Here is an 11,914-nt window from a genome sequence, read left to right as displayed (position 1 = left end):
GAACAATGACGGTCCAAGCCGAACTGCTGAGCGACGAGGAAAAGCGCAAGATCGAGGAGCTCGTCGAGCAGGAAGAGGGCGGCATCCACAGGTTCGTGGGCTGGTGGGGCAAGTTCCTCACCTTCATTGCCTTCACCATGACGATCTTCCATCTCTATGCCGCCGCGTCGACGGTCGACACGCAGTCACTGCGCGAGATCCATGTGGCTTACGCGCTGTCCCTGGTCTTCCTCCTTTTCCCCGCGGTGAAGAGTTGGCGCAACAGGGTCGCCCCGTGGGACATCGCGGCCGCCGGGCTGGTGATCGTCGTCATCTGGTACATGATGACGGGCGGTAGCTGGACCAGCCTCGCCGACTCCGACGACTTCCTCGATCGCTATGTCTCGCCCACCCAGACCGATCTGGTGATCGGCGGCATCCTGATCCTGCTGGTGCTGGAATCGACGCGTCGGGCGACGGGCTGGATCATGCCGATTCTGTCGGTGATCTTCCTGGCCTACGCGATGTGGGGCAACTACCTGCCGTCGCCGTGGAAGCACAAGGGCTACCCGCTGTCCGACCTGATCGCCGAAGAATATATGACCCTGAACGGCATCTTCGGTTCGGCCATCGACGTTTCCGCCACACTGATCATCCTGTTCACGATCTTCGGCGCCATCCTGCAGGCTTCCGGTGCCGGACGATTCTTCATCGATTTCTCGCTGCGCGCCATGAAAGGCCAGCCCAATGCGGCCGGTCGTGCGGTCGTGCTGTCATCGTTCCTGTTGGGCGGACCTTCGGGTTCGGGCGTCGCCACCACCGTGACCATCGGAACCGTTGCCTGGCCGATCATGAAGGAGGCGGGCTACGGCAAATCGGCGGCCGGCGGCCTGCTGGCCGCGGGCGGCCTCGGCGCCATTCTGTCGCCGCCGGTACTGGGCGCCGCAGCCTTCCTGATCGCCGAATATCTGAAGATGTCCTACCTGGACATCGTGCGGATGGCCCTCATCCCCACCTGCCTTTACTACTTCGGCCTGCTGATGATGACCGAGATCGATTCGCGCAAGTATGGCCTGCGCGCCGTCGATCCGTCGGTCGATCTCACGATGAAGCAGCTGATGACGCGTTACGGCTTCCACTTCACGTCGCTGATCTCGGTCGTCGTGCTGATGGTGTGGGGCTTCTCCGCGACCTATGCCGTGTTCTGGTCGATCCTCCTCGCCATCCTGGTGAGCTACTTGCGCGCCGACACGGCCCTCTGGCCGGGCCGGCTCTTCCGGGCCCTGGCCGACGGCTCGATCCAGGCGCTGGGCGTTGCCGCGACCTGCGCCTGTGCCGGCCTCATCGTCGGTGTCATCACCAAGACCGGGCTGGCGCTGAAGTTCTCGTCCATCGTCATCGACCTGGCCGGCGGCTCGGTCTTCTGGACGGCCATGTACACGGCCCTGATCGTCTGGGTGGTCGGCCTCGCCGTGCCCGTGACGGCGTCCTACATCATGTGCGCCGTCATCGCGGCCCCCGCGCTGATCAAGCTCGGTATCCCGGACTATGCCGCGCACATGTTCATCTTCTACTACGCCGTGCTTTCGGAAGTGTCGCCGCCGACGGCGCTGGCACCCTTCGCCGCCGCCACGATCACGCGCGCCGATCCCTACGTGACCACGCTGCAGAGCTGGAAATATGCGCTGCCGGCCTTCCTCGTGCCGTTCATCTTCGTGCTCGACCCGATCGGGATCGGCCTCCTCCTCGAGACGCCCAAGGACATGAGCTGGCTCTGGATTCCGTGGGTGACGCTGGGCGCGGCGGGCGGCATCGTCGCATTGGCGGTGGCTGCGCAGGGTCACCTGTGGCGTCCGCTCGGTGTCGGCACGCGCGTCGTTTGTGGTCTTGCCGGCGTCGCGCTGACCTTCCCCGGCATCATCGACGATTGGGTCGGCGGCACCGTGGCCGCACGCGTGATCGGACTGGTCGTCCTGGGGGCGGTCCTCCTCTACGAGTACAGGAGCCCACGGCGTCAGGCGGCCTGACGCCGACCCCAGCTACTGGAAGACCACCCGGGCTTCCCGGCCCAGCATCTGCGGAATGCTCTGTGGATCGTCGGGCCGGATTTCTACCTCGATCAGCCGCGCGTTCGATTCGCCGAGATCGGCCTCCGATCTCTTGGTGCGCTTCACCGTAAGCGGCATCCGGCTGATCGTGCCGACATGGGCGGTCCGGCTGCCCTGAAACGTGAACTCGACCTTGCCGCCCGGCTTGAGGTTGCGCAGGTGAATCTCGTCGACATCGGCGAAGATACGGATCTGGCTGAGGTCTACGACCTTGGCGATGCCCCGGCTCGAGATACGCTCGCCCTGCCGCGTGTAGATGTCGATGACCACGCCGTCGAGCGGGGACCGTACCATCGCCAGTTCGCGCTCGATCTTGGCCCCGTCGAGTCTGGCTTCGTAGATCGCGATGTCGGCCTCGGTCTGCGCGAGGTCCGCACGAAGGACTTCCTTCTGGAACTTGAGCTTGGCTTCCTCACGCTCCAGCATCTGCTGCGAGAGGGTCGATTGGAGCTGCTTCTGGTCGGGCGGGACGCTGGAGCGCGACAGTTCCAGGTCCTTCAGGCGGCTCTCATCCGACGCCGACTTAACCGATACCTCCTGAAGCGCGATCTCGGCCGTCCTGTATCCCGAGATCATCGTCTCGCGTTGCCGGCGCGCTTTGGCGATTTCCGACTCGATCCGGCGCACTTCGACGTCGGCAGCGGCGTAATTGTTCAGGACGGCAATGACCTCGCCGCGTTTGACTGCCTGGCCATTCTTGATTCGCAATTCCGTCAGGACTGACCCGCCGACCGGATCGCCCGCGATGATGGCCGTTCCCATGGGCGCGTCAGTATAGCCGCGCGAAATCAGCGGACCGTTAACTTCGCTCTTGTTCTGCGCGCTACCGACCTGGAAGTCGGGCAGACCAAAGACGCCGGCCGCGGCGATCACTACGATCGCCACTGCGCCGAACATGACACCGACCCATGCAAATTTACCGCTTTGCGCCATCGCGGACCGCTTTCACCATCCACCGGAGATGGGCCTCTATCTCCCCGGACGTCAAGGAGGAAGCGCTGGTGCTGCCGCACAGGATTGAACTGTGGACCTCCCCCTTACCAAGGGGGTGCTCTACCACTGAGCTACGGCAGCGCGCGGCGCGGGTATGCCATACGGTTCGAAGCGGTTCAACCGCTCCCGCCGGCCGAAACGGGCTCAGTTCCGCGACTTGCCGCGGCTTCCAGCGTCTGCCTACCCTCCTGCAACGAAAATGGAGGAACGGATGGACTGGCGCCCGATTTCCGCAGATTCGCATATTACCGAGCCGCCCGACTGTTACCGCGACCATATCGACCCGGCGTACCGTGATCGCGCGCCGCACGTCGTGCGCCACGACAGTATGGGGGATATCTACGTCATAGATGGCATGAAGACGCCCGTGCCCATGGGCCTGATCGCGGCGGCCGGGGTTGCACCCCAGGACATCCGGATCGGGGGTGCCAGGTTCGAGGATTTGCACCGCGGTGGCTGGGATTCCTCCACCCGCCTGCAGGATCAGGACAGGGACGGGATCGCCGCGGAGATCATCTATCCGACCGTCGGCATGCTGATCTGCAACCATCCCGACTTCGATTTCAAGAAGGCCTGTTTTGACGCCTATAACCGCTGGCTCCAAGCGTATTGCGCCCATGCGCCCGCCCGTCTCGTCGGCATGGGCCAGACTGCGATGCGCACGGTCAAGGAAGGGATCGCTGATCTCGAGCGGATCAAGGCGATGGGCTTTCGCGGCGTGATGATGCCGGGCAATCCCGGCGAGAAGGACTACGACGACCCGATCTACGACCCGTTCTGGGAAGCCGCCGTCGCACTCGAACTGCCTTTGTCGTGGCACATCCTCACGACTTCGGGCGACAATTCCTTGTCCAAGCCTCGCGGGCCCAAGATCAACGGCTTCCTGTCGATCATCCGCGGCTGCCAGGACATTATGGGCATGTTGGTATTCAGCGGCGTCTTCGAGCGCCATCCTGAGCTTCGGGTCGTCTGCGTGGAAGCCGACGCTGGCTGGGCGCCCCATTTCATGTACCGCATGGATCACGCGTACAAGCGTCATCGCTACTGGATGAAGGGCCAGGAACTGGCGCGACTTCCGTCAGAGTATTTTCGCGAGCACATAACGCTGACATTCCAGGATGACTGGACGGCGTTCCAGTTCGCCGAGCAGCTTGGTCCTAATCAACTTATGTGGGCGAACGATTTCCCCCACAGCGACTCGACCTGGCCGTGGAGCCAGGACGTCATCGCCCAGCAAACCGGGCACCTCGCGCCCGGCCTCCGAAAGCGCATCCTGCGCGACAACGTCGCCGAGCTTTACAAGCTCGCGGTCTAGTTCCGACGCGTCAGCGGGTCGTGTAGACGGTCGTGGACTGGGCCGGCGCCGGGGTCGTGTTGTAGACGACCGTACGCTCGGCGCTTCGCGCCGGCACCGGCTTCTCCACGACGCGCTCGCTGTAGGAGGCACAGCCTGCCACGAGGGTGCAGGCGGCGAGAGTGAGGATGGCGACTTGCTTCACGAAAAATGCTCCTTGGTTGGGCTCTGTTGCCGTCAACGGCACACTGAGCGTGTGGTTGCGGGCGCCGTGCATCATCAAGAAGGTGGGGTGATGGCTAGGCGCAAAATGAGGCTTCACCGAATGTGCAATTTTTGAGATTGCCTGCACGACGCATGATCGAGCATTATGACCGAGCCTGAATGGCAATAGGGGAGAGGGGCTCATGCTCAAGAAGTTGTTTGTTCTACTTGCTGCCACATTCATGATCGCTGCATGCGACGAACCCGCGCCGGCCACTGCGCCGCCGCCGCCGCCGCCGCCGGCACCTCAGAGCTTCATGGTGTTCTTCGATTGGGACAGCGCCAAGCTGAACCCGCAGGCCACGAACGTCGTCGGTCAGGCCGCAGCTGCCTACAAGACGAAGGGTGGGGCGCGCATCACGGCGACCGGACATACCGATACCTCCGGTACGGAAGCCTACAATATGGCGCTGTCGCTGCGTCGCGCGAATGCGGTCAAGGATGCGCTGGTGCAGCAGGGCGTGCCGGCCACCGCGATCTCGGTCGTCGGTCGGGGCGAGCAGGGTCTGCTCGTGCAGACTGGTCCGAACGTCCGTGAGCCGCAGAACCGCCGCGTCGAGATCGTCATCGCGCAGATGGCCGCTGCCGCTCCGATGGACGACGCTGCCTACTGCAAGGCCTTGGCTGCGAAGTGGCGTACGCTTGATCGCAGGGAGTCTGTGGCCAGCGAAGTCCCGACGGCAGTCGCCAAGTGCGATGCCGGAGACTATGCGACGGGCATCCCCGTGCTGGTCAAGGCTCTGACGGACGCGAAGGTTCCGCTGCCGCCGCGCAGCTAGATCTGACACCGACAAAGGAAAGGCGGCCCTCGTGGCCGCCTTTTTTGTTTCTACTTCGCCTTGGCGGGCCGCGCCGGCAGACGAGCCCATTGTCGGGGCTGGAGTTCGTGATACTCGATCCACGGCCCGGTTTCGGCAAAGCCCGGATCGAGAGCGCCGACGTCGCTCACCCAGTAGCCGAGCGAGCGGCGATTGGGATCGAACTTCCAGGTCCCGACCACGACCTCGTTGGCGACATGACCGGCCAGCCCCGGGCAGAAAAGCAGCACCGGGCCTTCGTCTTTGGGCGCCGTTTCAATCGGCTGCCAAGTCGTCTGCCTCAGCGACTCGATTTCCGCCGCCGCTCGCCAGCGAATGTCGCCTGCGAGGGTGTTCGGGTCGCCGCCGGTTGGGCCGTGCTGCTCGCGGCACTGAGTGCGCAATTCGTCGACTATGTCGGTCATCTCAACTCCCCCGCTCGCCTTCTCCGCTCTTCTAGCGCAGCTCGTGTTTGCTTGATGTGTCATCCAATATAATGGATATTACATCCAGTATTCAGGAGTTTTCTCTGGCGCCCGGCATCAACGAACGAATTGCGGCCTGCGTCCGGGAGCTGAGGGACCGGCGAGGCCTTTCGCTGGAAGCGCTGGCGGAGGCCAGCGGGGTGAGCCGCTCCATGATTTCCCTGATCGAGCGCGGTGAAAGCAGCCCGACCGCCGTTGTCCTTGAGAGGCTGGCGACAGGTCTTGGAGTCTCCCTGGCCACGCTTTTCGAGGCGCCGGCCGCAACACCGCATCCCGTATCCCGGCGGCCCGACCAGGTCGAATGGCGCGATCCCGCCTCCGGATATTTGCGCCGCAACGTATCGCCGGGAGGCTTTCCGTCCCCCATCCAGATCGTCGAGGTGGTATTCCCCGCGGGTGCGCGCGTGGCCTACGAGACGGCGGCGCGGCCCGGCATCACCCACCAGCAGGTGTGGGTCCTGGAAGGCACGATCAAGGTCGTCCTGGGGGAAGAGCGCTTCGAACTGGGTGCCGGCGATTGCCTGGCGATGGTGCTCGACCGGCCGATCACTTATCACAATCCAGCAGCCAAGCCCGCGCGCTACTGCGTGGTCATCGTCGCGTCGCCGCCTGCCTGAGCGATGGATCTCACCGACGTCTCCCTGGCGCTGCTGAGCGCCGTCCTGCACGCTGGCTGGAATGCCGCCGTGAAGGTCAGCCGGAGTCCCGCGCAAGTGATGACGGCCCAGATGGTGCTGGGCGCTGTGCTCGTCGTTCCGGCGATCTTCTTTTCAGGCCTTCCGGATCTGGCCTCCTTCGGATGGATCGCGGCCTCGACCGTGATGAACGTGCTCACCGTGTCGGCTCTCCTGAGAGCCTACGAGCTCGGTGGGTTCGGCCTTGTCTATCCCGTGGTCCGCTCACTCGCGGTGCTGCTGGTGGTGCCGCTGGCGACTGTCGTGACAGGCGAGCGGCTGGGGACGGCGGGGCTTCTCGGTGTCCTGGTCATTTCCCTTGCGCTGGTCGTCCTCGCCTGGGACGCGGCCCGAGGGCAGGGGATTACGACGGCAGCGATGATGTGGACGGCAGCAGCAGGTGTCGGCACGGCGGCCTACATCATGTGCGATGCGCAGGGCGTCAGGCTTTCGGGATCGCCCTGGGCCTATGGCTTCGTCGTATCGATCACCAATGCGGCCGCCATGGCTTGGCGGCAGCGCCGCTCGGGGCCGCCCTGGGCGCAGGTGCGGGCACATTGGGTCCTCGCCCTGCCGATCGCCGTCGCCGCCATGGGGTCATACCTGCTCATCCTGTGGGTCTGGAGCCACGCGCCGATCGCCCCGGCAGCGGCGCTCCGGGACACGAGCGCCGTCTTCGCCATTCTCATCGCCGTCTTCTGGCTCAAGGAGCCCTTTACGCGCACGCGCATTGCCGCCGTCCTGCTGGCCGCGGCCGCAATCCCCTTGCTGCGGTTCGGCTGATCTTCCGGGACAGGCGGCTTGTGCGCCGGGGAGAGCGGTGACAGCATCGGCCCGATCACAGCGTCCCCGTTGTCGGCCGAGGAGACTCCCATGGAAGTCGATGGTCTTGTCACGGCGTTGGAGCGGATCGAGCATGCGACCCGCGATTTCGTGCGTCCCGGGCAGACGGCGGAGTCGCCGGCGGCGCTGCTGGGTGTGCTCTTGGAATGCGGGCGCGCCCTCGGTCATCCCTATGCGATCGATCCGGGGCTGGACGACGCCCGCAACGAAGCGTCGCGCCACTGTGCGTCCGTTCAGGAGAACCTCTCGGCCGTGCTGGAGGAGGTTCGCCAGCTCAACATGACGGTGAGCGGTCTGCTGCCGTCTCTGGTGCGGATCGCCGATCGCGAGTGACATGAAAAAGCCGGGGACATGCCCCGGCTTTAAATCTCCGATCTCGGTCTGGCTCAGCCCTCGTCGAGGAAGCTGCGCAGCATGCGCGAGCGGCTCGGGTGCTTCAGCTTACGCAGCGCCTTGGCTTCGATCTGACGGATACGCTCGCGGGTAACCGAGAACTGCTGGCCGACTTCCTCGAGCGTGTGGTCGGTATTCATGCCGATGCCGAAGCGCATGCGCAGCACGCGCTCCTCGCGCGGCGTGAGCGTCGCAAGCACCCGCGTCGTGCTCTCGCGGAGATTGCCCTGGATCGCCGCCTCAAGCGGGATGACGGCGTTCTTGTCCTCGATGAAGTCTCCGAGATGGCTATCCTCCTCGTCGCCGATCGGCGTCTCGAGGCTGATCGGCTCCTTGGCGATCTTCAGGACCTTGCGCACCTTCTCGAGCGGCATGCCGAGCTTCTCGGCCAACTCCTCGGGCTGCGGCTCGCGGCCGATCTCATGCAGCATCTGGCGGCTCGTGCGGACGAGCTTGTTGATGGTCTCGATCATGTGCACCGGGATACGGATGGTGCGCGCCTGATCGGCAATCGAGCGCGTGATGGCCTGGCGGATCCACCACGTGGCGTAGGTCGAGAACTTGTAGCCGCGGCGGTACTCGAACTTGTCGACCGCCTTCATCAGGCCGATGTTGCCTTCCTGGATGAGGTCCAGGAACTGCAGGCCGCGGTTGGTGTACTTCTTGGCGATGGAGATCACGAGGCGCAGGTTGGCCTCGATCATTTCCTTCTTCGCCCGCATCATCTCGCGCTCGCCGTCCTGGACGGTCTTGCACATGCGGCGGAACTCGAAGATCGGCGCGCCGCAGTGATCGGAGATGTCTTTGATCTCGGACCGGATCTTCTCGATCTCGGGGCCGCGCTTCTTGGCGAAGTCCTTCCAGCCCCGGCCCGACAGCTTGCCGACCTTCTCGAGCCAGTTGGGGTCGATCTCGTGCGTGAAGTAATTGTCGAGGAAGTCCTGCCGCGAGATGCGGAAGCTCTCCGCCGTGCGCAGCAGCTTGCCCTCGAGCGTCATCAGCTTGCGGTTGAGGTCGTAGAGGGAGAGCTTGAGCTGCTCGATGCGGGCGGCATTGATGTGCACCGTCCGCACCAGCTCGACGATCTTCTTGCGATGCTTCTCGTAGCTCTTCTCGAACTCGGCGCTGGGCTTCTGGCCGCGGGCGAGCGTCGACAGGCGCCGGTTCTGCACCTTCGACATCTCGATGTAGACTTTGTAGATCTTGGTGAGGGTGCGCAGGACCTCGGGCTTCAGCTTCTCCTCGAGCGCCGACAGCGAGAGCGCGTTCTCGTCGTCCTCTTCACCGGCTTCCGCCGCCGGGGCTTCGCCAGCCGCTTCTCCGTTCACCCCAGGCGCGGCCGGCCGCACCAGCTTCGGCATCGACGCCGGGCGCGGCATCGGGGGAGCGGCGGGAGTGGGAGGGGCGGCATTCACGCCCTTGCCTTCGCCGGGGGCGCCGCCGCCCTGCGTCGCCTCAAGGTCGATCACGTCGCGCAGCAGAATGCGGCCTTCGTTGATCGCGTCGCGCCAATGCAGCAGCGCCGTGATCGTCATCGGGCTTTCGCAGATGCCGCCGATCATCTTGTCCTGGCCGGCCTCGATGCGCTTGGCGATCTCGATCTCGCCCTCGCGGCTCAGCAGCTCGACGCTGCCCATCTCGCGCAGGTACATGCGGACCGGATCGTCCGTACGACCCAGCTCTTCGTCTTCACCAGTTGCCTCAGCCGCGACGACTGCCGTCTTGGCGGGCTCGGCCTGCGTGGCAGAGGCGGTATCTTCCGGCTCCTCGGCCTCGACGACATTGACCCCGGCCTCGGACAGCATCGCCATCGTGTCCTCGATCTGCTCGGAGGACACTTCGTCGGGCGGCAGGGCGGCGTTCAGCTCGTCATAGGTGACGTAGCCGCGCTCCTTGCCCTTCTGGACGAGCTTCTTGAGCTCGGCCCCGAGCGAGTCGAGCAGGGGGGCATCCGGACCCTCCTCCCGGGCGTCGGCGGCTTCGGGTTGCACTACGGTCGCGGTTTTGGTCGCCATTTACTCAAATCCTTGGGTGCGACAAACAGATAAAACGGCCAAAGGGCCGTTATTTGGCTGCAAGAAGGGGAGGCGGGAGGGCGGCCCCGCAAAAACTACCCTTCTACTATATGGGGCTTCAGTGCAAGCAGCGATAGGGGCAAGACCCTGAATCTGCGCGCTCCGGCTACAGGGCATTGGATTCGAGGCTTTCCCGCCGCATTCGGTCCAGAATGGCGTGAAGTCGCCGCAAATTCTCCTCGGACATGTCCTCTGCAAGGGCTTCCTCCGCCCGCTTGAGCTCCTCGGGGTCGGTCCGGAGATGGCTGGCGTGACGGGCGGCCCGGCGCCACTGGCCGACCCAGCCGTCCGCCTCCGTGGGATCGTCGCGAAAGGCTTCCCGGGCCTTGGCCTGGGCCGAGGCTGCCAGCTGCGCGAGGCCCATCCTCTGGAGGTGCTGTCCGATCAGTTCGGCCTCTAGGGAGGGATCGCCCGCCGCGTCATCCGCCGCTGGGTCCACCCCGGACGGCACCAGCGAGAGAGCATCCAGAAGCCCGCTGCGCAGCCGGCTCAGGTCGGGGCTGGTGATCGGCAGGGAGGCCAGGTCCTCGGCCAGGATGTGGAGCAGAGCCGGCCGCTCGATCAGGGCCCCCAGCAAGCCCCACTCCTGGCGGGAGGCATCGAGATCCTGGCCCGAGCGGCGGGCCGCCGAACCGGCCGCGAAGGGCGCGGGTTCGGGGTCGCCGGGACGTCGGAAGGGCTTGCGGAACTTTCCAGGCTGCCAGGCGGGGGCCTCGGGCCGGCGCATCCGGTTCAACCGGTTTCGCATCTCGGTGCGGTAGTAGTCGCGCACGACCGGATCGGCGATCTCGGCCACCCGCTGCTCGACGCTCTGTTGCAGGCTTGCCCGGCGCTCGGGCGTGTCGGCCGGCTTGCCTTCGATTTCCAGATCCCACACCACGTCCGAGAGGGGGCGGGCGAGGTCGAGGGTGCGCTGCACCGCGTCCGGACCGCGGCTGCGGATCAGGCTGTCGGGATCCTCGCCGGCCGGCAGGGTAAGGAAGCGCAGGCTCTTGCCGGGACGCAGCAGGGGCAGAGCCCGTTCGGCCGCGCGGGACATGGCCCGCCGTCCGGCGTTGTCGCCATCGAAGCAGAGATAGGGCTCGTCGGCCAGTTTCCAGAGTTCGCCCAGCTGTCCTTCGGTAAGGGCCGTGCCGAGCGGCGCCACGGCGCCGATGAAGCCCGCACCGTGCAGCGCGATCACGTCCATGTAGCCTTCGGCCACGATCACCGGCTGGTCCTTGGTCACGGCCTGCCGGGCCCGGTCGAGGCAGTAGAGATTGGCGCCCTTGTGAAAGAGCGGCGTCTCCGGGGAATTCAGGTACTTGGGCTCGCCGGTGCCCATGACGCGTCCCCCGAAGGCGATGGCGCGGCCGCGGCGGTCGTTGATGACGAACATCACGCGGCCCCTGAACCGGTCGTAGGGATCGCGCCGGTCCTCCGGCTGGATGGCGAGCCCAGCCTCGACGATCTTCTCGATGGGGACGTTCTCGCGTTTCAGGGCGGCGAGGAGCCCGTCACGCGAATCGGGCGCAAACCCCAGGCGGAAGTCGTCGATCGTCGTGTCGGAAAGGCCGCGTCCGCGCAGATAGTCCAGTCCTTGGCGACCGACCGGCAGGCGAAGCTGCTTCTGGAACCACTGAGCCGCCATTTCCACGACCTGCTGAAGGGTGGAAGCCCGGTCGGCCCGTTCACGCTCGGCCGGGGTGGCGACGGGAACCGGCAGGTTCACTTCTCGCGCGAGCTTCTCCACCGTTTCAGGGAAGGAGAGTCCCTCCGTCTTCATGACGAAGTCGATGGCGCTGCCCTTCTCGTGGCAGCCGAAACAATAGAAGAAGCCCTTCTTGTCGTTGACCGTGAAGGACGGGGTCTTCTCATTGTGGAAGGGGCAGAGGCCTGCGTACTCGGCACCCGAGCGGCGCTTTAGCGACACCTTCCGGCCGACGATGTCGGACAGGCTGAGGCGCGCGCGCAATTCGTCGAGGAAGCCGGGAGGGAACGCCATCCCCTAAGATGGCCCCCGGACCGAT

The 11,914-nt window shown here is 65.2% G+C and carries 11 protein-coding genes and 1 tRNA gene; 6 read left to right on the top strand and 6 right to left on the bottom strand.

The annotated features are described in order from the left end of the window. Positions 1–5 precede the first annotated feature (5 nt). Positions 6–2,006: a TRAP transporter permease gene (locus tag ACQY78_RS08560; RefSeq protein ID WP_428684621.1), complete on the top strand. Its 2,001-nt coding sequence runs from the start codon at positions 6–8 to the stop codon at positions 2,004–2,006. Between the two features lie 12 nt (positions 2,007–2,018). Here ACQY78_RS08560 and ACQY78_RS08555 read toward each other — a convergent pair whose 3' ends face one another. Next, entirely contained in the window at positions 2,019–2,984 is a 966-nt protein-coding gene (locus tag ACQY78_RS08555) for an HlyD family secretion protein (protein WP_428684619.1), read from the bottom strand. A gap of 102 nt (positions 2,985–3,086) precedes the next feature. Next, positions 3,087–3,161, bottom strand: a tRNA-Thr gene (locus tag ACQY78_RS08550). Positions 3,162–3,291: 130 nt separating this feature from the next. Here ACQY78_RS08550 and ACQY78_RS08545 point away from each other — a divergent pair. Continuing rightward, positions 3,292–4,395, top strand: coding sequence for an amidohydrolase family protein (locus ACQY78_RS08545; protein WP_428684617.1), 1,104 nt, complete (start codon positions 3,292–3,294; stop codon positions 4,393–4,395). Positions 4,396–4,405: 10 nt separating this feature from the next. Here ACQY78_RS08545 and ACQY78_RS08540 read toward each other — a convergent pair whose 3' ends face one another. Next, positions 4,406–4,579, bottom strand: coding sequence for a hypothetical protein (locus ACQY78_RS08540; protein WP_428684615.1), 174 nt, complete (start codon positions 4,577–4,579; stop codon positions 4,406–4,408). Positions 4,580–4,781: 202 nt separating this feature from the next. Between ACQY78_RS08540 and ACQY78_RS08535 the strand changes: the two genes are divergently transcribed. Next, a complete protein-coding gene (locus ACQY78_RS08535; RefSeq protein WP_428684613.1) occupies positions 4,782–5,417 on the top strand; it encodes an OmpA family protein in 636 nt (211 codons plus the stop codon). Between the two features lie 50 nt (positions 5,418–5,467). Here the strand turns inward: ACQY78_RS08535 and ACQY78_RS08530 are convergent, their stop codons facing one another. After that, a complete protein-coding gene (locus tag ACQY78_RS08530; RefSeq protein WP_428684611.1) occupies positions 5,468–5,860 on the bottom strand; it encodes a hypothetical protein in 393 nt (130 codons plus the stop codon). 71 nt (positions 5,861–5,931) lie between these two features. Between ACQY78_RS08530 and ACQY78_RS08525 the strand changes: the two genes are divergently transcribed. The 3 genes from ACQY78_RS08525 to ACQY78_RS08515 all read left to right on the top strand — a co-directional run bounded on the left by ACQY78_RS08525 (position 5,932) and on the right by ACQY78_RS08515 (position 7,770). Then, entirely contained in the window at positions 5,932–6,537 is a 606-nt protein-coding gene (locus ACQY78_RS08525; protein ID WP_428684609.1) for a helix-turn-helix domain-containing protein, read from the top strand. A 3-nt stretch (positions 6,538–6,540) separates the two neighbouring features. Beyond that, on the top strand, positions 6,541–7,377 hold the full coding sequence (locus tag ACQY78_RS08520) for a hypothetical protein (protein WP_428684607.1): 837 nt from the start codon (positions 6,541–6,543) through the stop codon (positions 7,375–7,377). 90 nt (positions 7,378–7,467) lie between these two features. Next, complete coding sequence (locus ACQY78_RS08515; RefSeq protein ID WP_428684605.1) at positions 7,468–7,770, top strand: hypothetical protein; 303 nt, start codon at positions 7,468–7,470, stop codon at positions 7,768–7,770. A gap of 53 nt (positions 7,771–7,823) precedes the next feature. Here ACQY78_RS08515 and rpoD read toward each other — a convergent pair whose 3' ends face one another. Further along, positions 7,824–9,845 carry an RNA polymerase sigma factor RpoD gene (rpoD, locus tag ACQY78_RS08510; RefSeq protein ID WP_428684603.1) on the bottom strand — a complete coding sequence of 674 codons (2,022 nt, stop codon included), beginning with the start codon at positions 9,843–9,845 and terminating at the stop codon, positions 7,824–7,826. Between the two features lie 166 nt (positions 9,846–10,011). Next, positions 10,012–11,889 (bottom strand): DNA primase, encoded by a 1,878-nt coding sequence (gene dnaG / locus ACQY78_RS08505; protein WP_428684601.1) that lies wholly within the window; start codon positions 11,887–11,889, stop codon positions 10,012–10,014. Positions 11,890–11,914: the final 25 nt, after the last annotated feature.

The organism is Reyranella sp., assembly GCF_965279625.1.
In the GTDB taxonomy this organism is placed as follows: Bacteria; Pseudomonadota; Alphaproteobacteria; order Reyranellales; family Reyranellaceae; genus Reyranella.
Note: the sequence above shows the minus strand (reverse complement) of the source record. Positions and strands in the feature narration are given on the sequence as shown.

Bases quoted from the DNA above. Each gene is read 5' to 3' on its own strand.
- ACQY78_RS08560 (WP_428684621.1), top strand. From the start codon at position 6: ATGACGGTCCAAGCCGAACTGCTGAGCGACGAGGAAAAGCGCAAGATC.
- ACQY78_RS08555 (WP_428684619.1), bottom strand. From the start codon at position 2,984: ATGTTCGGCGCAGTGGCGATCGTAGTGATCGCCGCGGCCGGCGTCTTT.
- ACQY78_RS08545 (WP_428684617.1), top strand. From the start codon at position 3,292: ATGGACTGGCGCCCGATTTCCGCAGATTCGCATATTACCGAGCCGCCC.
- ACQY78_RS08535 (WP_428684613.1), top strand. From the start codon at position 4,782: ATGCTCAAGAAGTTGTTTGTTCTACTTGCTGCCACATTCATGATCGCT.
- ACQY78_RS08530 (WP_428684611.1), bottom strand. From the start codon at position 5,860: ATGACCGACATAGTCGACGAATTGCGCACTCAGTGCCGCGAGCAGCAC.
- ACQY78_RS08525 (WP_428684609.1), top strand. From the start codon at position 5,932: ATGGATATTACATCCAGTATTCAGGAGTTTTCTCTGGCGCCCGGCATC.
- ACQY78_RS08520 (WP_428684607.1), top strand. From the start codon at position 6,541: ATGGATCTCACCGACGTCTCCCTGGCGCTGCTGAGCGCCGTCCTGCAC.
- ACQY78_RS08515 (WP_428684605.1), top strand. From the start codon at position 7,468: ATGGAAGTCGATGGTCTTGTCACGGCGTTGGAGCGGATCGAGCATGCG.
- rpoD (WP_428684603.1), bottom strand. From the start codon at position 9,845: ATGGCGACCAAAACCGCGACCGTAGTGCAACCCGAAGCCGCCGACGCC.
- dnaG (WP_428684601.1), bottom strand. From the start codon at position 11,889: ATGGCGTTCCCTCCCGGCTTCCTCGACGAATTGCGCGCGCGCCTCAGC.